The 22,680-nt window shown below is 40.9% G+C and carries 18 protein-coding genes and 1 riboswitch; of the genes, 12 read left to right on the top strand and 6 right to left on the bottom strand.

Annotated features, from left to right (window positions below; genetic code table 11):
• Positions 1-245: 245 nt before the first annotated feature.
• The 5 genes from QM454_RS13755 (at position 246) to QM454_RS13735 (ending at position 4,983) form a co-directional block, all read left to right on the top strand.
• The gene (locus QM454_RS13755; protein WP_432364017.1) at positions 246-671 is read left to right on the top strand and encodes an acyl-CoA thioesterase; all 426 of its coding nucleotides are present in this window, start codon (positions 246-248) and stop codon (positions 669-671) included.
• The gene (locus tag QM454_RS13750) at positions 671-988 is read left to right on the top strand and encodes a hypothetical protein (protein WP_432358935.1); all 318 of its coding nucleotides are present in this window, start codon (positions 671-673) and stop codon (positions 986-988) included. The genes QM454_RS13755 and QM454_RS13750 overlap by 1 nt, the downstream gene beginning before the upstream one ends.
• Before the next feature lie 90 nt (positions 989-1,078).
• Positions 1,079-2,272, top strand: a complete 1,194-nt coding sequence (locus QM454_RS13745; RefSeq protein ID WP_432358933.1) for an ATP-grasp domain-containing protein — start codon at positions 1,079-1,081, stop codon at positions 2,270-2,272.
• Between the two features lie 30 nt (positions 2,273-2,302).
• Entirely contained in the window at positions 2,303-2,713 is a 411-nt protein-coding gene (locus QM454_RS13740; RefSeq protein WP_432358931.1) for a CotY/CotZ family spore coat protein, read from the top strand.
• 104 nt (positions 2,714-2,817) lie between these two features.
• Positions 2,818-4,983 carry a YheC/YheD family protein gene (locus QM454_RS13735; RefSeq protein WP_432358929.1) on the top strand — a complete coding sequence of 722 codons (2,166 nt, stop codon included), beginning with the start codon at positions 2,818-2,820 and terminating at the stop codon, positions 4,981-4,983.
• A gap of 37 nt (positions 4,984-5,020) precedes the next feature.
• Here QM454_RS13735 and QM454_RS13730 read toward each other — a convergent pair whose 3' ends face one another.
• Positions 5,021-6,301: an ATP-grasp domain-containing protein gene (locus tag QM454_RS13730; RefSeq protein WP_432358927.1), complete on the bottom strand. Its 1,281-nt coding sequence runs from the start codon at positions 6,299-6,301 to the stop codon at positions 5,021-5,023.
• A gap of 115 nt (positions 6,302-6,416) precedes the next feature.
• On the opposite strand from QM454_RS13730, the gene QM454_RS13725 reads away from it, so the two are divergent.
• From QM454_RS13725 to QM454_RS13710, 4 genes are all read left to right on the top strand, one after another.
• Positions 6,417-7,799, top strand: a complete 1,383-nt coding sequence (locus QM454_RS13725; RefSeq protein WP_432358925.1) for a Mur ligase family protein — start codon at positions 6,417-6,419, stop codon at positions 7,797-7,799.
• A 155-nt stretch (positions 7,800-7,954) separates the two neighbouring features.
• Positions 7,955-8,401 (top strand): hypothetical protein, encoded by a 447-nt coding sequence (locus QM454_RS13720; RefSeq protein WP_432358923.1) that lies wholly within the window; start codon positions 7,955-7,957, stop codon positions 8,399-8,401.
• A 71-nt stretch (positions 8,402-8,472) separates the two neighbouring features.
• Complete coding sequence (locus QM454_RS13715; RefSeq protein WP_432358921.1) at positions 8,473-9,771, top strand: YheC/YheD family protein; 1,299 nt, start codon at positions 8,473-8,475, stop codon at positions 9,769-9,771.
• Positions 9,772-9,801: 30 nt separating this feature from the next.
• Positions 9,802-11,184 carry a Mur ligase family protein gene (locus QM454_RS13710; protein ID WP_432358919.1) on the top strand — a complete coding sequence of 461 codons (1,383 nt, stop codon included), beginning with the start codon at positions 9,802-9,804 and terminating at the stop codon, positions 11,182-11,184.
• A gap of 54 nt (positions 11,185-11,238) precedes the next feature.
• Here QM454_RS13710 and QM454_RS13705 read toward each other — a convergent pair whose 3' ends face one another.
• The 3 genes from QM454_RS13705 to plsY form a co-directional block, all read right to left on the bottom strand.
• Positions 11,239-12,534, bottom strand: a complete 1,296-nt coding sequence (locus QM454_RS13705; protein ID WP_432358917.1) for a C40 family peptidase — start codon at positions 12,532-12,534, stop codon at positions 11,239-11,241.
• Between the two features lie 326 nt (positions 12,535-12,860).
• Complete coding sequence (locus QM454_RS13700; protein WP_432358915.1) at positions 12,861-13,154, bottom strand: HesB/YadR/YfhF family protein; 294 nt, start codon at positions 13,152-13,154, stop codon at positions 12,861-12,863.
• A 40-nt stretch (positions 13,155-13,194) separates the two neighbouring features.
• Positions 13,195-13,797, bottom strand: a complete 603-nt coding sequence (plsY, locus tag QM454_RS13695) for a glycerol-3-phosphate 1-O-acyltransferase PlsY (RefSeq protein WP_432358913.1) — start codon at positions 13,795-13,797, stop codon at positions 13,195-13,197.
• A gap of 256 nt (positions 13,798-14,053) precedes the next feature.
• Between plsY and parE the strand changes: the two genes are divergently transcribed.
• The 3 genes from parE to QM454_RS13680 all read left to right on the top strand — a co-directional run bounded on the left by parE (position 14,054) and on the right by QM454_RS13680 (position 19,835).
• Positions 14,054-16,024: a DNA topoisomerase IV subunit B gene (gene parE, locus QM454_RS13690; RefSeq protein ID WP_432358911.1), complete on the top strand. Its 1,971-nt coding sequence runs from the start codon at positions 14,054-14,056 to the stop codon at positions 16,022-16,024.
• On the top strand, positions 16,021-18,453 hold the full coding sequence (gene parC, locus QM454_RS13685; RefSeq protein ID WP_432358909.1) for a DNA topoisomerase IV subunit A: 2,433 nt from the start codon (positions 16,021-16,023) through the stop codon (positions 18,451-18,453). Before parE ends, parC begins: the two co-directional genes overlap by 4 nt.
• A gap of 155 nt (positions 18,454-18,608) precedes the next feature.
• Entirely contained in the window at positions 18,609-19,835 is a 1,227-nt protein-coding gene (locus QM454_RS13680) for an MFS transporter (protein WP_432358907.1), read from the top strand.
• A 147-nt stretch (positions 19,836-19,982) separates the two neighbouring features.
• Here QM454_RS13680 and QM454_RS13675 read toward each other — a convergent pair whose 3' ends face one another.
• A complete protein-coding gene (locus QM454_RS13675; RefSeq protein WP_432364015.1) occupies positions 19,983-21,083 on the bottom strand; it encodes an LAGLIDADG family homing endonuclease in 1,101 nt (366 codons plus the stop codon).
• Between the two features lie 116 nt (positions 21,084-21,199).
• On the bottom strand, positions 21,200-22,234 hold the full coding sequence (gene fni, locus QM454_RS13670) for a type 2 isopentenyl-diphosphate Delta-isomerase (protein WP_432358905.1): 1,035 nt from the start codon (positions 22,232-22,234) through the stop codon (positions 21,200-21,202).
• A 273-nt stretch (positions 22,235-22,507) separates the two neighbouring features.
• Positions 22,508-22,654: riboswitch (FMN riboswitch) on the top strand.
• Positions 22,655-22,680 lie beyond the last annotated feature (26 nt).

The raw sequence follows: 22,680 nt of genomic DNA, 5'->3' as shown, positions 1-22,680 counted from the left end.
TAACAAACAAAAGACATTTGAAATGAATCGCAAATAATTAGAAACTACGTTGATTGAAGCGGAAGGCGGCGACTCCGGCGGGAACAGCGTCAGCAGAAGACCCCGCAACGAAGCAAAGCGAAGTGAGGAGGCTGAAGCGACGCCCGCGGAAAGCGTCCGCCTGAAGCGTAAATCTTACAAGTTACACAAACAGCAATGTTCTCTCCACTCTTGTATAATGGTCGTGAGAGGTGATGACAGTGTCAGTGTTTGTCAGTGAAAAAGAAGTAGAAATCCGGTATGCGGAGACGGACCAGATGGGTGTCGTCTATCATGCCAATTACTTAGTATGGATGGAAATTGGCCGAACGAGCCTTATTCAAGATTTAGGTTTTACATACGCCGGTCTCGAATCGGAAGGATATCTTTCCCCTGTTATTGACTTATCAATTCAATATAAGGCAGCGATGAAATACGGCCAAAAAGCAACTGTTCGGACATGGGTCGAGTCCCATGGGAAACTCCGCACCGTGTATGGCTACGAAATCCTACACGAAGATGGAACAGTTGCGGCAACAGCCACTTCTGAACATATTTTAGTGAAAAGGGATAGCTTTAGACCGGTTTCATTACGAAAAATTGCTCCTGAATGGGACGCGAAATATTTGGAAATCTGCCGGGTGACTGACTAATGGCGTTCGGCATTAATCGCGCGGAATTGAAAGCGTGGAAAGAAGCAGTTCGTGCTGGAGAAATAGCTTTTCTCACCCACTACTGGCTCGACGATCGATTTCCAGGCTGTAAAACCGTTACAAAGGTCGGCTGCGCAAATCTCGACAAATTAATCATATGGGGTAAACAATACGGATTAAAGCCTGAATGGATCGACCACCGTGAAGATTATCCTCATTTCGACCTTTTCGGTAAGACAGAGTTGCAAGCATTGCTGGACGCCGGTTTAGATGAACAAGTGAATCGATTTAATTTACAAAGTAAGCATGAGGGATAATCCTTCATGCTTATTTTATTTGCCTAAGACAGCAAGGTGCATTCGCATACAATTGAAAGAAGAGTATTGTCTTCATGGAAGGATGGAAAAATGAGGGCAATTGTATATATCGGATCATCTACGACAGGATCGAGCATGGACGCATTGGCGGTTGCTAGCCAGTTAGGCTACACTGCCATTTTACTGACCAATCGAAAAGCATTTTTGCGAAAGCGACTTAAAGATGTTCAACCTATTTATATGAAGTCAATGGAAGAAGCAATTATAAGGAAGCAACTTGTTCAACTCATCCAAACAGGTCATGACATTAAAGCAATTATTAGTTTTGTCGATCCTTACGTCTCAATGGCGGCTAACCTATCCAATGAATTTTGTGGATCATCTATTTCTTCTGCAGCATTGCAGCTCATGGAGGATAAAATGAAAACTCGTCTCGCATTGCGAAACAATCCGACTTCATGCGAATTTGAAATGATTACTGCAAGTCCACTTAAGCCATCAATTACGTATCCATTCATCATGAAAAAAACAATCTCGAATGGGTCTAAAGATGTTTATTATATTGAAGATGAATGGAAGCTTGATATTACCGAAAAACGACTGGCAAACCGCTTACCTGGAGAGCCATTACTTATAGAAGAATTTATAGAGGGCCCCCAATACGTTATTGAAGTTATTGTAATAGGTGCTCTCCCAATCATTGTAGCGATTGTACAGCAGGAAATTATGCACGATTACACATTCATCGTAACTGCCTATGATGTTATGACAAGTATGGATAAATCACTCTACAGAAGTTTATGGGAGACTGTTACTTCAATTATTCAGGAAATTGGCCTTTACAATGGTTCTTGCCATTTTGAAATGCGTTATTCCCAAAATGGGTGGAAATTGATAGAACTGAATCCCCGAATTTCCGGCGGAGCGATGAATCGGATGATTGAACAAGCGTTCGGCATCAATCTTGTCCAGGAGACAATCAAGCTCTATCTCGGTGAAGAGCCGGACTTGATTAGAAGAAAACAACAATCCGTCTTCACCTCTTATATAACAATAACGAGCACTGGTTATTTATTAGAAATAGACGGTGTCGAACAGGCTCATCTATGCCCAGGAGTCGTCGACGTGCATGTGAAACCGTCAATTGGCGCCACGATGATGCCTCCGCTATCGATGGGCCATCGATATGGTTATGTAATGGCAGTTGGTAATTCACCGGAAGAGGCAAAGGAGCGGGCTGAATACGCCGTAAGGCTTATAAAGTTCTATATTGAACCGTTTTAAATTTATTTATTTCTAAAGGAGGGGAATATGTTGAGGAAATGTCGTTTATGTGAAGAGATGAAGGAGTTATGGAAGGAGCAGCAATTGCTTGCGGAGTTTGGAAAAGGATCCCGTTTCATTCATATGCCACATGCCACAGACACGATCCCCTTTATGCTGCAAACGGCAGATCATACCACTCCTTTTACCGCCATCTCGAACGGATGTTCCACTCCGTATTTTAGACTGGAAAAAATCGAAGAGGAAAGCTGCATTGCACAATTATCATTGCTTCTACCGCTAGACTTAAAAGGGCACCCAGCTCTTACCGATCATGACTTATACAGTTTAAAACCGACCTCGCATAAAATTTTTGTGAAAATCTGCAACTTTTCTTTTATCAATCCGCTTTCTCATGAACTTGTCGGACGTCCGCTGCCAATCATCGAATCGAAAGCATAAAAACGAAAAACTAATTCACCCATTTGTAAACTCTTGTCCTTATCATTTCGAAGTCGCATGAATGTACTAGAGAGAGCCGTTAATAAGAGTAAAGGAGAATGTTCATGACGATCATAGGCATGTTGCATCATCGGAAAGATCCAGAAACGGTTATGAAAGCGTATGCATTTGCAGCGGTAGCTCGAGCGGAAGGGGCGAAGTTTTTCTATTTCTCACCCGGTGAAGTGAACTTTTTAAATCGTACAATCAAAGGACAAGTGTACGAAAATGGCGGGTGGCAAACGAAAGTCATGCCATTTCCAAATGTCATCTATAATGCAGGAAGCCCTGAGAAACTATCGAAATCGAAGGACGTTATTGAGAAGTTGAAAAAAGAGATTCCTTTTACGACATATTCAATCGGCAATAAATGGAGTGTGAACCGTCGATTGAAAGAAGCAAAAGATTTTGCGAGCTATTTAATACCTACAGAAGTCGTGAAGAATACGGAGCATTTCTTCAAATTCCTTTCAGCTTTTGAAAAAGTGGTTTTTAAACCAATTGATGGTCGAAAAGGAAAAGGGATTTTTTTTATTGTGCAAGAAGGAGGACGTTTTTCTGTAAAAGGGGATGGGACGGAAAGGACGTACGGAAAACCTCAATTAAACGGCTTCATTAAACAGAAATTATCGAAAGAGACGTTCATCGTTCAACCGTACATCCAATCTGTAACAAAATCAGGGCAAGTATTTGACTTCAGGCTGCATGTGCAAAAAAATGGCGAAGGTGAATGGGTAATTACAACGATATATCCACGAATTGCACCGCAAGGATCGATAATTGCAAATATTAATAGCGGCGGCTATACGAACTATTTGGATCCTTTTTTAGAACAAGAGTTTAAGGATGAAGCATTTAATATCCGAAAGAAGCTAGAGTTCTTTTCATTATCACTAGCAAAGCACTTAGATGAGCTACAAATGGAGAAGTTCGGTGAGGTGATTGATGAAATCGGAGTGGACATCGGAATGGATGAACAACTAAAGCTATGGATTTATGAAGTGAACTGGCGACCCGGTTGTCCACCCGCATTTTATTTGGAATTGGACGTCGTCAAAAATACAATTAAGTATGCGATGTACATTGCAAAAAATCAACAGGCGATCCAATTAAAAATAAGAGAAATGAAACGCAAAAAATCAAAGAAAGAAATTAAAACACCAATTATCGCTATTACGGGAAGCGCTGGTAAAACAACGACAAAAGCTTTCCTATCATCAATTCTGTCAAAGAAATGGAATGTGTTCGAGTCAAAGGACTACTGGAATACGACAGAACATACGAAAAAACATGCTGCAGAGATAAATTCGTCACACCAAGCAGTTGTTCTCGAGTACGGCATGGCTTATCCGGGAGTTATCACCGAGCATTGCCGAATCATTCAGCCGAATATGTCGATTGTAACAAATGTCGGTTTGGCACACGTCGGCAACTTTAACGGCGATCCGAGAGGTGTTGCGAAAGCCAAGTCTGAATTAATTCATGGGATGGACCAATATGGAGTGCTATGCCTAAACAGAGATAATGACAATTCACGATTTTTGGAGACGCGGAATTTTAAAGGAAAAACGATTACAATCGGCATTCAAAAGCAGGCGGATTATCGTGCATACGATGTACAGTACGCGGATCAAGGTATGAGCTTTAAAATGAAACTTCACAATGAGGAAGTAGAATTATTTATCCCGATTTTCGGAGAGCATCATGTATATAATGCATTGTCCGCAATTGCAATTGCAGACCAACTTGGATTTTCACCTATGGAAATAAAGACAGGGCTTTTGTTCAAAAAACCGCCACGTCGATTAACAATTTACAATTGCAAAGATAACATTACATTAATCGACGATACAGTCCATTCTCATCCTGAAGGTGTACGTGCAGCAATCGATGTCCTCGTAAATCTGGCTAAGCATCGTAAAATCGCTATTATCGGACAAATGAGGGAACTTGGGGATATTCGTGAAAGAGAATACCGGAAAGTCGGCGACTATATTCAACAGCAAGGAATCGATTTATTAATAACGTACGGATTTAGAACGGAAGAGATTGGCGCTCAAGCTAAGAAACGAGGCATGGCTGAAGACAAGATTTATCATTTTACAGATCGAGAAAAGCTTCACGCATTGCTATCCAAGCTAATTAGTAAAGACGATACAATCCTTATTAAAGGAGCGAGTAAGACAAATATGTTCGAAACTGTAAAATTTATCGACAAAAACTTTAGGTAAACAAGAAAGAGGACTCCACAAGTGGGAGTCCTTTCTATTATTGCTTTAAGTGAAAATGAATTTCTTTTGCAGCTTTTTTTGCTAATGACTTTGCTAATTCTAATGTCCTACCTTGCGCGATAACATATGCATAGCGGTGCCCCATCGACAGTGGCGGCATAAGTTGCGTCCCTTTTTTCGGCTTTACATACACTTCTACGACGCCCGGCGATTTTCTCGCCCTGTTTTTGCCTGTCACTTTTTCTAAAATCCCTTTTTTATCGAGAATAACATATTGGGTGAATACGAAATGCCGATGTTTGTGAGTTAAGGAAGGTTTTTCGCCTAAGTATAATTTCAGTGTTTCTTCGACTAAATCAAACCCGAAAGCAGCTTTTAGCATATTGTTCATTGCACCGCCTGAAATCCTAGGATTAATTTCAATAATACGCCATCCATTATCCGTGAGACGCATTTCGACATGTAGTGCTCCATTTCGGATATCGAATTTTTCAATGATAGCGCTTAGTACTTCCATAATGCTGTCATTCAATTGCTTTGGCACAATAGCAAGGACCCCATAACCAGTAATGATAAACCGTTTACCGTATGTGATTTCTTGTTGGATGACACCCGCAATTTGAATTTTCTTTTCATGGACAATTGCTTCTACTAAATATTGATCCCCCTCAATGAACTCCTCAATAATGATCGACTCATCGGGATCCTTTTCATTTAATTTCCGAATATGGCGTTTCAATTGTTCTAAATCGGAAGCTTGTAATACATCTTTTGATCCCGTAGAGGAAGATGATTTCACAATAAGAGGAAAACGAGGAAAAACCTCAATCGTAGACGGTTCAAGCTTCACTTTAGGAGGAAGTGTTATGAACTTGGGGGTATAGGGAAGCCCATTCAATGAAGCCCTTGTCCCTGCTTTGTTTTCCATAATATCGACTGCACTCGAAGAAGTGCCGTTCGGACAAAATTCCTCACAAAGTTTTAGGGCACGGGCGACATTGGAATCGACAAAACTGGCAATCGTCATAATTTCATTCCCTTTGGATTGCAATAAACGAATCTCTTTACGCATTGCGGCCAAATTGGTCGTGTCGACGAGTGTCATTTCATGCACATCTACATATTCTTTACGTTGCTGAATCTGCCTCTCATTATTTGTAAATAGTACCGTGAAGTAACCGAGCCGTTCAGCAGCTCTAATTGCTTCTCTGCTTGAACCCGATTTATTCGTTCCGATAAAGATGATCGTTTTCAACAAGCCCAACTCCTTCATATAAGACAACTCTATATAGGTTATGAAGGAATCGTTTATCGACATAGTTATACATCCTAGAGGTGAGTAACTATCACCGATTTTGTGTACGCAGGTTTTTCGTACAGGCTCTTCAAAACGAGCGGTCATACACTATACGAGGGGGAAGGGAGTGAACTAATTGAAACCTCTAACGACAGGGTATATCCGCAATATTATATCCGGTAAATTGATTCACGGAAAAGATGATTTGCTAATACATCACGGAGCTTATCGACTTAAACAAGTAAGGCATCCACATACGATTTTGTTTCTAAAACGGAATATTGTCAGGTGGGACCGGCTGAAACCTTATTTCCCGCTTGCAATTGTGACAGAACGGGAGATGGAAATAACCGGACTGACTGAGGGATTAACGATTATCAAAGTTGATAATTTGCAAGAATCTTATTGGGAGTTCATAAACAATTACCGGGCTTCTATTAATATCCCTGTAATTGCCGTGACAGGTACAGCCGGGAAAACGACGACAAAAGAAATGATTCGTCATTTATTATCTTTCAGTCGAAAAGTCGCACATACGAACAGTACAAATAATTCAAGGACCGCCCATTTGTCCTATCTTCTCGGCATGGATGAGACAACGGAAGCGGCAGTGTTCGAAACGGCAGTCGGCGCGCCTGGCGATATTACTAATGCTGCCGCTTATTTAAAACCGACGATTGGCATCATTACGAATATCGGGGAACACCACTTAAATTATTGTAAAACATTGGAAGGTTATATCGCTGCGAAAGGGGAAATGTGCGAAGCCCTTCAACCAGATGGCATTCTTATCATTAACGCAGATGATCAGAATACAAGAAAACTGGATTTGAAGAATTTCAAAGGAACGATTGTTAAAGTCGGAATCCATTCAAGAAGTGATTTCAAAGCGAGTGATATTTTATTTTCGTCTGAAGGAATGTACATGACTGTACAACATAAGCAAAAAAAATATAGAATGCTCGTTCCGGGTCTCGGCGAACACCAAGTTTGCAATGCGCTGTCAGCTATTGCAGCAGTTTACCAAATTGGAATGAGTCTCGATGATATCGCAGTCCATTTCAGGTCCTTCCAAACACTCAATAAGCAATTACAACTACTGAAAGGGTTAAACGGTGCAACGATTATCGATGACACATGGAGTATTACGACAACTTCGTTGCGCGCAGCATTGCAAGTGTTGAAAGCAATTGATGAAGGGAAAAAGAAGATTGCTGTCATCGGCACGATAACCGACCTCGGATCGTGGGGGTATAAAATTCATGAACGAGCGGGTGAACTCATTGCAGAAAGTAAGGTTGATGTATTAATTACAATAGGAAAACATGCAAAAATTATGGCGGACACTGTTTCCCAAAAAAACGACAACATAGAGGTCCATTCATTCAATAACCATATTCTGTCGTATGAGTTGTTGAAAAAAATTGTGAATGAAGATTCAATTGTACTTATTAAAGGTGACATGCTCAGCGAATCGATAAAGATACTCGCTACTTTATTGAGAAAAAAAGTTAGTTGACTAATAAGTAGTGTGTTAGGCTTCCGATTGCGTTTTACGGACAAATAAATTATCTAAAATAATTTTTACTACCCGAATTGGGACAAACACCAAGCCGTATCCTTCCATCAATCAATATAGTAGAAGTAGTTCAAATAGAAAGGAGGGATATCATTATGGGTATGGAATGTCCGTGTGGTGTATTAGTCAATGCGATATCGAGAAGGAACAATGTCCGCTTCAATGGCCAGATGGGAACGATTAAAGGTGACTTAACATACATGGCGAACGTATGTGTCACAACGCTAACTTCGTCAACTTTGTCCTTAGATTTTGTTGACACGGAGACGATGGGTGGTGTAAATAGCTTTACGTTTGTCGCAAACTCAATTACATCTGTTGTTTGTAATCGACAAGGTCAAAATTGTGAAGTAACCGTTACGGGTACTGGACTCGTAAACAACACTACTCAGTTCCCATTTGAAGCTGTCTTCAGAGACCAAGTCGCACCAGCGAACGTGGATATTGTACAAAGTTTTGTCATAACCGGATTTTTCAACCAAAGTGGTGCAGCACCGGTTGCACAAGGGTCCATCGTTGCACTAGGCTGTGAGGAAGCTTAAGACTATGAGAACTCCTGATCTACGATCGGGGGTTCTCTACCTATCAATTTAGAGCTGAAGGAGGGAAGTCTATGAAGGGAATACGAGGACGTTTTGGTCAACATCGAATTTTAAATTCGGACTCAGATTTATCTAAGTACCTATTGGAAATGAAACTGTTATCAAAATTGACATTCGACTATTTTTTAGAAAAATACAATTGTATTCTTATTAAGCCGCTAGTAGGACCGCAAGAAGTCCGGGTAATAGGTAACGATGATGGATTCGAATTGGCAACGGGTATCGAAGTCTTCCGGTTTTCAAGCAAAGAAGAAACATACGATTATTTAACAAAACAAATTTGCACAAAAAAGTATTATATCGTTCAAGCAAGTCCGATTCATTCAGTAAATCTCTACCATTGCCGTTATACCCTTCATAGAAAGTCCCACCAAGCGAATTGGAAAATTGTTCAAAACGCACGAATGGATGATAGCAGCTTACAAGTTAAAGATCTATTTCATATATGGAAATTGAACAGTTTTGTCACAGCCGTTGCAAAAAGGCTTGGTACAGCCTTTCCTAATTGTCATACGATCGTCGTGGAAATTGCCAAAAACGGTAGTGGTGACTATTGGATAACTGATACAGTTTTGCATGAACGAAATAGCAAGTGGAGCCAATATCATTCACTTTATGAAAAACGATCAATTCGTCCATGCTTGCCAGCTACAGAGCTATGTGCAAAAAAGACATTGATTGTATTTCTGAACACCTATTCAGAGGTGATCCTCAAACCGTGTATAGGGCAGCAAGGAAGAGGAATCGTTAAACTATCGATGACTGATACAATGACTTTCGAGGTGCATGAAAAGCAAAACAGAACGGTTAAAAGTGATTTTAATGAACTGTATCACTATTTACTCGAGCATTATTTATTGAAGAAAGATTATATCGTTCAACAAAGGATTCCACTTACGGAAATTAACGGATGCCCATTCGACGTGCGTGTTATTACTCAACTAGATGAAGGAAATTGGATTGTAACTGGGCAACTCGTGAAAGTGGCGGCAAAAGATTATTTCGTGTCGAACCGCGCAAGTAAGTTGCTCTCTCTCAATAAGGCTATTAACGAATCGGACAATGAAGTTTCATATGAACATTGCCGGAAACGGATTGAAACCATTTGCAAAAAAGCTTCCAAAAGACTTTGGAGAAAAAATAAGGAGCTTTCAATTATTGGATTTGACATTGGAATTGATCGCAAAGGTGCGGTATGGATTATTGAGGGGAATTATGCACCCTCTCTCTCTATGTTTTATATGTTTGAAAACAACGAAATCCACAAGAGGATTTCTTACTATATAAAAAAACATAAAAAGAGTGACTGAATCGAAGTTCGATGGAAGGGAGGAAATGCAATGAAGCCGATAGCTGTCAATGAAATTAGGAAAGTGCTTGGAGGAAAAATTATCTCAGGACCGGTAAATTGGAAAGTGGAAGATGCGATCTACTACAAACGACACGACCATATGAGGCGGAATTCCCTACTTTTCACAAGCAGGGGAGATGAAATTAATTGGGTAGCCATCGATAAAAAAGGCCCTTCCCTCGTCATCACCGATAAGTCCTCAATAAATTTGAAGGAAGTCTTGCCGAATACGACTGTTATGCAAGTAACGAGCCTTGTCCAGGCCTATTGGAAGTTCATCGAATTTTATCGGAACCAGTTTCAAATACCTGTAGTGACGATAACAGGTACTTGTGGCAAGACGACAACGAAAGATATGATTAGGCATATGCTTTCAGCTAAGTGGAATGTGCATGCATCGGTCAGCAGTAAAAACGAGCCGAGACGTTCATTACCATATTTGATGGGAATTAATGATCATACGCAAGCTGCAGTTTTCGAACATGGACTCGGTAATTCGGGTAATATTAAACATCAATGTATGATTTATCAGCCTACAATCGGTATCATTACGAATATTGGTGTTCATCATTTAGATGGGTGTGTAAATTTAGAAGGGTATATTAAAGCAAAAGCAGAAATTATTGGTGGTATTAAGGATGGCGGAACTCTCATTTTGAATGCTGATGATCAAAATAGTAAAAAGTTAAGACTCGATGGATTCAAAGGTAAAATTGTTTATTTTGGCACGGATGCAAAAGCAGATATAAGAGCTTCTCGAATCACTTACGGAGTAGGTGGAATGGATTTTATCCTTCATATAGATCGTAAGGAATATAGCGCTTACGTTCCTGGATACGGGGAGCACCAAGTTAGCAATGCGCTTGCAGCGTTGGCGGCGGTGAACGAAATGGGAGTGGATATAAAATTCGCAATTTCACGTTTGAAGACATATGAAAATATGGATCGACATTTAGAATTTTCAAAAGGGATTAACGGCAGTACAATTATCGATGATACGTGGACGAACAATCCAACGTCAGTTGAAGCTGCACTAAAAGTGCTTGACTCACTCGGTAAAGGGAAAAATGTGATCCTCATATTAGGAGATATTAATAGACTTGGAAATTTCGAAAAGAAATACCATCGGGAAATCGGTAGCATGGTCGCTAAGAGGAATATTCATACACTCATTACGATTGGTAAAAAAGCGGAAGAAATTGCGAGGCAAGCAATGCGTGATGGCAGCAATGCGAATATACGGATATTCGAGAGTGTAAGGGACATTGGAAATCGGTTGGATCATTTATTCGATGATCACTCACTTGTCCTTATTAAAGGACCGATGTCGAGTAGAGGTATGATTGATTTTGCCAAATCATTAAAAAAGTGAATGAAAAAAGAAGCATCCGTAACGTGAAAAACGTTATGATGCTTCTTTTTGAATTTAGTTAGACAGAACACGAGTTGCTTTTACAAAGTTTTGAGATGCCCAAGTAGAAGACATGCTTTGTGTTACAACTTTACCAGTCGTAGATAAGCTTATAAATTGGTTTCCACCAATATAAATACCTGTTTGGCTAATGCGTGTTCGTTTATTATCCAATGAGAAGAAGAGAAGATCTCCTTTTTTCAGATTGGATTTAAGAACAGCAGTACCAACTTGGGATTGCTGAGCAGCCATCTTGCTTTTTAAGTCAATTCCGTTCTGTTTATAGACATAATAAGTGAAGCCTGCTCCTGTGAACGTCAAAGTATTTTCATTATATACATATCCAAATTTCGCTTTACCTGTTAGGCTGCTAGCAAAATTTACGAGCTTGTCCGCAGTAGGCGCTGTAGACACATTGTCCGTTAAGACTCTTTTTGCCGTAATAAATCGATCATTATAATAATCTACAAGTAAAACTCGTGAAATAACCCCGCCGGAAGTAGGGATGATAAGACGATGATCACCCGCATAAATGGCAACTAGAGCAGGGGTAGATGAGCCTATTGAACTGCTGAAGAAGACAAGATCGCCTTTCTTCAAGTTGGAACGGGAAACTGTCGTACCATTGCTTTGAAGAGCTTTAAGGCTGGATGCATTTAATGTGATACCGTTGTTTTTGTATACATGATTGACGAAATCGGTACTCGTGTACTTATTAGCGCTTTTTTTCAAATCATAGGCGAGGCTGACAATATTGTCACCTTTCGTTGCCGGATTAGATGCCATCAAACTTGGGAGAACACGACGTGCGCCGATATAGCTTTCAGTATAATACGGTTTGCTGTTCATGTCTGAAATGACGATATTCTGTTTTGGATCTGCCATATGAATGACCTTGTTATCACCAATATACATGGCGACGTGATCCGGAACCTTCGATTTCTTACTACTGAAGAAGAGGAGATCCCCTTTTTGCCATTGTCCTTTTGCAACTGGAGTGCCTTGCTGCATCATGAAGTCTTCATTGTATGTCGCAAGGTCTACGCCATTTTTCTCAAATATATACATAAGGAATGTGGCGCATGAAAACTGATACGGATATGTAGGCTTGTATACTGCCGTACTATATGTCGATTTTCCAATTAAGCTCTTTGCCGTCTGAATCAATTGCTCCGCTTTTGCTGCAACGGCTTGTTGAGATGTTTGAGTCGTGGCGGCAGAGACTGTTTGAGATGGATTGTATAATGGAACTGTTAAGGAGCTAACACTGAGACAAGTAACTAGTGCTGCTGAAAAAAGTTTACGTTTCATAATTTTCCTCCTGAGATTCATATTTTCTTACCTGTGAATGATAGTAGCATGGAATAATGAGGTCGGTTTGTGGGAATAATTGCCTGGGGGAATGACGACTTGCATAACTACGCGCCAGTAATAGATTTATCGGACTTCTTTACAAATAGATTACAGCATAAAAAAGGAAAATTACGGAACAACAAAAGCGCAGGGCGCTTGCTAGAGGCGACAGGCATAAGGCGAAGATGCGGCGTGGCGGTCTTTGCCACAGAGCAGCTTTGACTTATGACCCCGAGACTCTAGCGCCCGGAGTCTAGACGCAAAAAAAGCGTGTGGCTAGGCCATCACGCTTTTTCATACGTAAAAATGAGCTCATTTAGTTTCGGATTGACATCTACATGGAGATCATGTTCATCGAAAAACCAGTAATCCCTACGTTCAATATAAAAATGCACACCGGCAATTTCTGTTTCGACCGCGATTTCATCAGGATCTTCTTTCATAATACCGAGCGAGAATCCTTCATGCAATGGGCTGGAACCTCCGTACCTAGCAAAAAATTTAATATAATTGCCAGCTTCCGCTTCCATCTCTTCATAAAACCATTTTAGTGCATTCTCCGATAAAACGATTTTCATTTAAATTTCCTGCCTTTCAGTTGCTACTTCCTTTAAATTATTATAGCCCCTTCACTTTAGGTTCGGTTCCCGCTTTAATTCTGGCGATATTCGCACGGTGCCTATAGAAGATGAAAACTCCCATCAAACCGACGATGATCATTAGGTAGACATCACCCGTCCAGAAGTAGAAGACGACACAGTAAATGAAAGCGACAGTAGCTACAATCATTGATGAAAGGGACACCATCTTTGTCACCTTCAAGGCAATTAAAAACGTGAGTAAGACGATAATAAATATTGGCCAGTTATACCCTAGTAAAACACCGCCTGAAGTAGCAACCGCTTTGCCACCTCTGAATTTTGCAAAGACAGGGAACATATGTCCGACGACAGCAAATACTCCGAGTAGAAGAGGGTGGATGCTGGCAGAACTAAAATACGGTAATAGAGGAAGCAATACAGCAGCTGTCCCTTTCAATATATCGAGAATAGTAACGACCAATCCCGCTGTTTTTCCTAGCACTCTGAATGTGTTCGTTCCACCAAGATTACCACTGCCGTGCTGCCTAACATCTGTATTATAGAACAGTTTGCCAATCCATAATGCAGATGGGATCGAGCCGAGTAAATAAGCGATTAGTATGAGTATGGTAATTTCCATGACGCTCCCCTTTATTTAGTAGTGAATTGTTTTGTGTTTCAAGTTTAGCAGAACTGTTGAAAGTCGACAACGGATTGAATGAAGTTCTAAATTGTAATCGATTGTCTAGATTTTCCTCATCTCATTGCAATCAGCCGGATTCTTCTATACAATTAATTGAGCGAGCTACCTGAAACGTTGATTTGACAAGCTTTACAGGAAGCGATACGATAGTATATAAAGAAAATGAGAACATTCGTTTGATGGGGGTTGCGATTTGACGAACAAGGAAGTAATTTACACATACGATGATGATTCGATTCAAGTGCTGGAAGGCCTTGATGCAGTACGAAAACGTCCAGGGATGTATATTGGTTCCACGGATTCCCGGGGGCTACATCATCTCGTCTATGAAATCGTCGATAACGCAGTTGACGAAGCACTTGCTGGATTCGGCTCTGAAATTGACGTTACGATTCACAAAGATGGCAGCATTGGAGTACGTGACTACGGGCGCGGAATGCCGACAGGGACGCATAGTACAGGAAAGCCAACGACGGAAGTCATTTTGACCGTACTCCACGCTGGAGGTAAGTTCGGACAAGGTGGCTATAAGACGAGTGGCGGGCTGCATGGAGTTGGTGCATCAGTCGTCAATGCGCTTTCCGAATGGCTCGAAGTGACGATTTTTCGCGATGGAAAGATTTTTAGACAACGATTTGAAAAAGGCGGGAAACCTGTCACTACATTAGAGGAAATCGGAACGACACGTGAGAAAGGGACGTTAATTCATTTCAAACCGGATCCAACGATATTCTCAACGATTAAATATCAATATGAATTGTTGTCAGAACGGTTACGAGAGTCCGCATTCCTCCTGAAAGGTCTGAAAATCAACCTGAAAGAAGAAGGAACTGATAAGCATGACATCTTCCATTACGAAACAGGCATCGAGGCATTCATCTCTTATTTGAATGAAGAGAAGGACGTCCTTCATGATGTCGCGTACTTGGAAGGGGTATCCGACGGAATAGAAGTGGAGTTCGCTTTTCAATTTAGCGACGGCTATTCCGAAACAATTCTCTCTTTCGTTAATAACGTACGGACGAAAGATGGCGGTACGCACGAAACAGGGGCGAAGACTGCAATGACTCGCGTATTCAATGACTATGCGAGGAGAACCGGAATTTTGAAGGAAAAAGATAAAAACCTTGACGGCTCCGATATACGGGAAGGTATTTCAGCGATTGTATCGGTTCGCATCCCTGAAGAAATCCTACAATTCGAAGGACAGACGAAAGGGAAGTTAGGGACGAGTGAAGCAAGAACGGCTACTGATGCAATCATTTCACAGCAACTGCTCTACTTTTTGGAAGAGAATGCGGAGTTAAGCGGAAACTTAATCCGAAAAGCAATTCGTGCTCAACAAGCGAGGGAAGCTGCAAGAAAGGCGCGGGAAGATGCTCGTTCCGGGAAAAAACGTCGTCGTTCGGATACGTTGCTTACAGGAAAGCTAACACCCGCACAGTCGAGGAATGCTTCGAAAAATGAGCTCTACCTTGTCGAAGGAGATTCTGCCGGCGGTTCAGCGAAACAAGGCCGGGACAGGACGTTCCAGGCGATTTTGCCTTTGCGCGGTAAAGTAATTAACACCGAAAAGGCCAAATTAGAAGATATAATGAAAAACGAAGAAATTAATACGATCATCCATGCAATCGGTGGAGGCGTAGGCGCTGATTTTGAAATTGATGATATCGCTTACGATAAAGTGGTCATCATGACAGACGCCGATACTGACGGGGCACATATTCAAGTGCTTCTCCTGACATTCTTCTACCGATATATGAAGCCGTTAATTGAGGCGGGTAAAGTTTTTATCGCACTTCCTCCACTTTACAAAGTTTTTAAAGGGACGGGTAAAAAGGAGCAAGTTGAATATGCGTGGACTGAAGCTGATCTTGACAAAGCAATTAAAAAAATCGGACGCGGATATATGCTTCAGCGCTATAAAGGTCTCGGTGAAATGAATGCTGATCAGTTGTGGGAAACAACGATGAACCCCGAGACGCGAACACTCATTCGCGTGACGATAGAGGATGGTGCACAATCGGAAAGACGTGTGACCACACTTATGGGAGACAAGGTCGAGCCACGCAGAAAATGGATCGAAGCGAACGTCGATTTCGGTACCGAAGACCATAATATTTTGGAAAATGAATTTTTGCATGTTGAGGGGGATTTTGAATGACTTCGACTGAGCGATTTCAGGACTTGCCTTTGGAAGAAGTAATCGGCGATCGATTTGGACGCTATAGTAAATACATTATTCAGGACAGAGCACTTCCGGACGCAAGGGATGGATTAAAACCTGTTCAAAGAAGGATTCTTTATGCGATGTTCCACGAGGGAAACACGCACGAGAAAGCATTCAGGAAATCCGCAAAAACAGTAGGGAACGTTATCGGTAATTACCATCCTCATGGTGATTCTTCCGTTTATGACGCAATGGTTCGGATGAGTCAGGAGTGGAAACTTCGCCATCTTATGATTGAAATGCATGGGAACAACGGTTCAGTGGACGGAGATCCGGCAGCTGCAATGCGGTATACGGAAGCAAGGCTTTCTGCAATCGCTTCTGAAATGTTGCGCGACATCGGAAAAAACACAGTTGAGTTCATTCCAAATTTCGATGATACAGAGCCCGAACCAACCGTATTACCATCCCGTTTCCCGAATTTGCTCGTCAACGGGTCAACAGGCATATCGGCAGGATATGCGACAGACATTCCACCTCACGCGTTACATGAAGTCATTGACGCCGTACTAATGAGAATGGACGAACCAAATGTGTCAGTGGAACAATTAATGACGGTTATGAAAGGTCCAGATTTCCCGACGGGTGCTATTATTCAAGGGACAGATGGAATTAAAACGGCTTATGAAACGGGAAGAGGCCGCTTCATTATCCGTGCAAAATCTGAAATCGAACCGCTGAAAGCCGGTAAATCACAAATTGTCATTACTGAAATACCATATGATGTTAATAAAGCGAATCTAGTGAAGAAAATCGATGAACTTCGCTTAGATCGAAAGCTTGATGGCATTGCGGATGTTCGTGATGAATCCGACCGTACCGGGCTTCGAATCGTCGTAGAACTTAAGAAAGATATAGACGGCAATGCAATCTTGCAATATTTATTAAAAAACACCGATCTTCAAGTAACTTATAACTTTAACATGGTCGCTATATCCAACAGAAGACCGACACTTATGTCATTACCGATGCTATTGGATGCTTATATCGAGCATCAAAAAGATGTCGTTACGAGAAGATCTGAGTACGATATTCAAAAAGCAAAAGATCGACTTCACATCGTGGAAGGCCTCATGAAAGCACTATCCATCCTTGATGAAGTAATAAAGACGATCAGAGCGTCGAAAGACAAACGTGATGCAAAAAATAACATTATTGCTAAATTCGATTTCACGGAAGTGCAAGCGGAAGCAATTGTATCCCTCCAGTTATATAGATTGACGAATACAGATATTACCGAACTGAAAAAAGAGGATGCAGAACTACGCAAACTCATTGATCAGCTAGATGCGATTTTAAAGAGCGATAAAAAGCTCTCTGCGGTCATAAAGAAGGAATTACTAGAAGTCCGTAAACAGTTTTCTGAACAAAGAAGATCTATTATCGAGGAAAAAATCGAAAATATTAAAGTCGATCTTGATATTCTTGTGCCGAGCGAAGAAGTCGTCGTATCAGTTACGAAAGATGGTTATATTAAGCGCACGAGCGTACGTTCGTACAGCGCATCTAACGGCACTGGTCAGGAAATGAAAGAATCTGATTACAGTCTCATGGAAACGGTCATGAATACGCAGCATCATCTCCTGTTATTCACATCACTCGGAAATTATATATATCAACCGGTCCATGAATTACCGGATATCCGTTGGCGTGACCTAGGTCAACATATTTCAAGCATCGTTTCCTTGGAACCAGATGAGGAAATCATTTCGGCAATTGGTATTGAAAGTTTCGATGAGCAAACGATAGTTGCAACAGTAGGGGATAACGGAAATATTAAGCTGTCAAAACTGTCCGATTTCCAAGTACAGCGCTACTCCCGCACATTTAAGGCGATGAACTTGAAAAAAGGGGATCGGATGGTCGATGTACAGCTCATTACCGGTGAGGAAGATGTAATTCTATTTACTGAACACGCATATGCATTACGATTCCCGTTCAGTGAATTGTCCGTGACTGGGGTTCGAACAGCTGGTGTTCGGGGCATTAATCTGAGAACTGATGATAAGCTTGCTTCAATGCTTGTCGTACGTGACGAAGGCGATTCAATTTTAATTGCTACTCAACGCGGATCTGTCAAGAGGATGGGATTGAAGGAATTAGAGGCCGCTTCAAGGTCGCAGCGTGGTGTCGTTGTGTTGAAAGAGTTAAAAACGAATCCACATCGTATTGTCGGCACACAGTTTGTTAAGCCTGGCGACACTGTCATTTTATTGACGAGCAACGAAAATAAAGTTGCTGTCGAGGCCGGGTCATTACGTCTTGTTGATCGGTATTCTAATGGCAGTTCGATTGTAAATGAGAGCAAAGATGGCAATGTCATTGCTTGTTTTAAAGAAGTAAAAGCTGAAACGAAAGCTTGAGGAAAAGTGTCTACTGGAAAGGATGAATCCCTACCGGTAGACACTTTTTCACTTTTGTAAGTATATTTGCTATTTTCGTGACAATGGTAAGATAATAACGTATAATAATTCGATAGTCGAAATAAATAACATATAATGGGGAATGGTGAACGGGCATGTGGAAAAACCGTAACGTTTGGATCATTCTTGCTGGTGAAACGATAGCTGGGCTCGGGTTATGGACAGGAATTATTGGTAACCTAGAATTTTTACAAGAGAAGATTCCATCTGATTTCGTAAAAGCTATTATACTATCTATCGGGTTATTGGCAGGCATCATTGCAGGTCCTATAGCCGGGCGAATCATTGATCAGTCAAGGAAAAAGACCGTATTAATTGTCGCGGGAATAGGAAGACTAGTGAGCGTAGTCTTCATGTTACTAGCGATTGCAACAGGCTCTGTCTGGTGGATGGTAGCATTCATCATATCAATTCAATTGTCGGCAACCTTTTATTTTCCAGCCTTACAGTCGACAATTCCGCTCGTCGTAAAGGAGGAAGACTTACTGACGATGAACGGAATGCATATGAACGTTGCTACGATAGCCCGTGTCGTCGGAACTGCGCTTGCGGGGGTTATGTTAGTCTATTGGTCGTTAGCCTCGTTGTATTGGGTGTCCATGATTGCTTATAGCGCTCTTTTAGGCTTCACGATGATGCTGAAGATTGATGAAGGGCAGGGGAGAGACCGCTCCAATAAGAAGCAAGGCGAAAAAGGTGGCTTCATGGAAGTTTTTCCTGTTTTAAAAGCGTATCCTGCAGTCGGCATGACGTTGATCATGACAATGATCCCTTTACTATTTATCGGTTCTTTTAATCTTATTGTCATTAATATAAGTGAAATACAAGATTCTTCATCAATTAAAGGATTAATTTATACGTTTGAAGGAATTGCCTTTATGATCGGTTCATTTGCAGTGAAATTTTTGACACGGAAATGGAAGACGACAGTTATTTTATTCTTTTTTGCAACGATGGTTGCAGTTGCAGAATTCATGCTATTTTTTGCACACAATATTATAGTAACATTAGGCGCGTTTGCTGTATTGGGCTTTGCGTTAGGTTGTTTTTTTCCTACAGCAATGGTTGTCTTTCAGAAGCAGATGCCAAAAGCGTACCACGGACGTTTTTTCTCATTCCGGAATATGTTAGAGCGGGTTATGTTCCAACTCGTATTGTTAACTGCTGGGGCATTTTTGGATATTGTCGGACTACAGACGATGGTAATTATTTTCGGAGTAATAAGTTTGAGTATGACATTATTGTTTTTTGTTCAAATGAAACGAAGAAACATCGTATTAGAAGAACATCAAACAAAACCAGCAGCAGAAGTCATTTTATGATTTCGCTGCTGGTTTTATTGTTTTGCATGAAAAATTCGGTTTCATCTCAATGTTATGAGTATACTTTATAGTGATACGTATCTTCCGCTAATATATATTATGTCAACTTGAAACCAAAAAACAAAAAAAGCCATGTGAATGGCAGTTTCAGTTATTCTTCCCTAACCCTGTACTGTATTCAATTACATCATTTATATATAGGCCATTAATTTTCGCAAATTCTCTTATCTCATTTAATAAATCCTTTTTGTAAGTTGTCTTATATTGGATTCGATCTTTAGGACGATCACCCTTGCAATACAAAATTGTACCTTTTTCCAAAAGTTGTTCTAAATAATCCTCTAAAATATGATTCACAGGTTTTCCCTGTTTCTTTGCTATATCTTTAAGTTTTAAAAGTATTGATTTACTAATAGTCGTTCGAAATGCAATTCTGCCATGACCGGTGAGATATTCTTCTTTGCTTCTTAAATGTGTAGGATTTTTATTAATGTTCATTCTGACCATCTTACTTGCTACATAGTTAGAATTACATTCATTATACAAAATATCCGAGAGACGCAATAATTGATTTTTGCCGCTGATCCATAATCTGTATATTGGTTTTCTCTTAGCGCTATTAAACGTAGCTAATGTTGAGGTAAATCCCCATTTTGTAAAAACCTCCAATAAACCATTTGCAAATACGGGGCTAGCGGTCGTTATATTCATCCGATATCCTTCTCGATCAACCCAACCATCTCCATCAATAATACCCCTAACAAACGCCGGTAAATATTTATCAGGCACATCGGGAAATGACACAGTGTATGATTTGTTCGGTGTGATACCTAGCTGCTCAAGATCCTGCTTAATGACCTTAGAGTTAATAATAAGCATTGGAGTTTTTCTCGTGCCAGTTCCTTTTGCAATTGTCGGATTCGCATCCATAAGTTTAGCTACTTTCCTTAATATATCTTCGTCATTTTGTGATAAATACACGGAATGAACTTGTTTATTCACATGACCATCCGTAATGAATAAGCCCAATACCCAAGCCATCTCATGAGACCATGTTTTGAAAAAGTCTTCATTAACTTTATGGATCCGCGGGCGTCCTATAGGGTTTAATTTAACTCCATGCTTGTTCAATACATTCCGAATTGCACGTTCCGACAACCCGATAATTTTGCAAAGCTTTTCATAGGGCAAGCCACTTTTATACAGTTCAATAATCTTTTCGTCTGTCATTCCTGGATTTCGAGGCACTTCATCCAATCCCCCTCTCTACCCTAATTATACAAACCCATGTTCTCATTTGCAATAATTAACTGAATGTTTAGGAATACAAAAGACCACCCGCCTTTGCAAGTGGCCACGAACAATTACCTATTCACATACCGTACCCTGTCGGTCTTTTGAAGTTCAGTCAATGTAGATGCTCCAACACCGAACATCGCCATTCGAAGCTCCAACTCTTTTGTTTCCATCACCCTCATTACATCTTCAGGAGACTGTGTCGCTTCCTTCAGGATAGATCTTCCGAAGCCGACAACATTTGCGCCAAGAGCGATTGTTTTAGCAGCGTCTAGTCCAGTCGACATGCCGCCACTAGCAACAATCGATTGCCCGCTAATTTTTTCACGTACAGAGACGATACAATCTACTGTCGGGATCCCCCATGTACTGAACGTTTCGGCAGCCGCCTGTTTAACAGGGTCAGTCGATCGGTACTTTTCCACTTGGCTCCATGAAGTGCCGCCTGCTCCAGCTACATCTATAAAAGAAACTCCGACATCTGTCAGTTTTTTAGCCGTCATTCCGTCTATTCCCCATCCAACTTCCTTAATACCTACTGGAACGTCCAACGATTTCGTCAATTGTTCAATCTTCACTAGCAAATCTTTAAAATTTAAATCTCCGTTCGGTTGGATGACTTCTTGAAGACTGTTCAAGTGTAAAACTAACGCATTTGCGTCAGTCATATCGATAATTTGCCGGCATTGATCGACACCAAATCCGTAATTTAATTGAACTGCACCTAAATTAGCGATAATTGGAACGGATGGCGCGTATTGTCTCACTTGAAATGATGCCCGGTGTTCTTCGCTCTCAATTAATGCTCGCATTGATCCTAACGCAAAAATCCAACCTTTTTGTTCTGCTGCAAGCGCCAAATTACGATTAATTGTTTCGGCGAATGCAGCGCCTCCAGTCATGGAACTAATCATGAAAGGTGTTGGACGCAATTGGTCAATAAATGTACTTTCGATTGAGATTTCATTAAAGTAAATTTCAGGTAATGCGTTATGAATAAAATAAACTCTTTCCAGACCGGTTGTAATATCGTTCCCAGTCACTTTTTCATTGAGCGTGATGTCGATATGCTCTGCTTTCCTTTGATGGATCGAACCTGTCATTTGCTACTATCCCTCTTCCCTAGCACAAACTAACCATTTGCTATAATGGCCTATCCTATTGGTATATTTATGCTTCAATCCTTGTATTACGCTTATTCTTACCATTTCGATTATAGGTTACCTCAATTGTTATTTCAGTAATCTGGTCTGGATGGAGTTATTTTTATTTTAGCACCGAATCTGTATAAATACGAATTGTTCTGTCCCCTTTTCTTGAACAGTAACTTGGCAACCGTTTTAAAAATGTGTTAAATTTGAATAGGCCAAATCAAAACGACACTTCGGGGCAAGGTGAAATTCCTTACCGGCGGTGATCAAGCACAATGCTTGTAAGTCCGTGACCCGTATTTCCTTATGGATACGGTGGAGCTGGTGAAACTCCGGCACCGACAGTGAAAGTCTGGATGGGAGAAGTTGTTCGAGTGTTTGATGGCCATGCCCAACTA

The sequence above is a fragment of the Sporosarcina sp. UB5 genome, assembly GCF_050859005.1.
Classification (GTDB): domain Bacteria; phylum Bacillota; class Bacilli; order Bacillales_A; family Planococcaceae; genus Sporosarcina.
Note: the sequence above shows the minus strand (reverse complement) of the source record. Positions and strands in the feature narration are given on the sequence as shown.

Excerpts from the sequence above, each read along its gene's own strand:
- QM454_RS13735 (WP_432358929.1), top strand. The coding sequence starts at position 2,818 with ATGACGATCATAGGCATGTTGCATCATCGGAAAGATCCAGAAACGGTT.
- parC (WP_432358909.1), top strand. The coding sequence starts at position 16,021 with ATGACTTCGACTGAGCGATTTCAGGACTTGCCTTTGGAAGAAGTAATC.
- fni (WP_432358905.1), bottom strand. The coding sequence starts at position 22,234 with ATGACAGGTTCGATCCATCAAAGGAAAGCAGAGCATATCGACATCACG.
- QM454_RS13745 (WP_432358933.1), top strand. The coding sequence starts at position 1,079 with ATGAGGGCAATTGTATATATCGGATCATCTACGACAGGATCGAGCATG.
- QM454_RS13680 (WP_432358907.1), top strand. The coding sequence starts at position 18,609 with ATGTGGAAAAACCGTAACGTTTGGATCATTCTTGCTGGTGAAACGATA.
- QM454_RS13715 (WP_432358921.1), top strand. The coding sequence starts at position 8,473 with ATGAAGGGAATACGAGGACGTTTTGGTCAACATCGAATTTTAAATTCG.
- QM454_RS13700 (WP_432358915.1), bottom strand. The coding sequence starts at position 13,154 with ATGAAAATCGTTTTATCGGAGAATGCACTAAAATGGTTTTATGAAGAG.
- QM454_RS13730 (WP_432358927.1), bottom strand. The coding sequence starts at position 6,301 with ATGTCGATAAACGATTCCTTCATAACCTATATAGAGTTGTCTTATATG.
- QM454_RS13710 (WP_432358919.1), top strand. The coding sequence starts at position 9,802 with ATGAAGCCGATAGCTGTCAATGAAATTAGGAAAGTGCTTGGAGGAAAA.
- QM454_RS13750 (WP_432358935.1), top strand. The coding sequence starts at position 671 with ATGGCGTTCGGCATTAATCGCGCGGAATTGAAAGCGTGGAAAGAAGCA.
- plsY (WP_432358913.1), bottom strand. The coding sequence starts at position 13,797 with ATGGAAATTACCATACTCATACTAATCGCTTATTTACTCGGCTCGATC.
- QM454_RS13720 (WP_432358923.1), top strand. The coding sequence starts at position 7,955 with ATGGGTATGGAATGTCCGTGTGGTGTATTAGTCAATGCGATATCGAGA.
- QM454_RS13705 (WP_432358917.1), bottom strand. The coding sequence starts at position 12,534 with ATGAAACGTAAACTTTTTTCAGCAGCACTAGTTACTTGTCTCAGTGTT.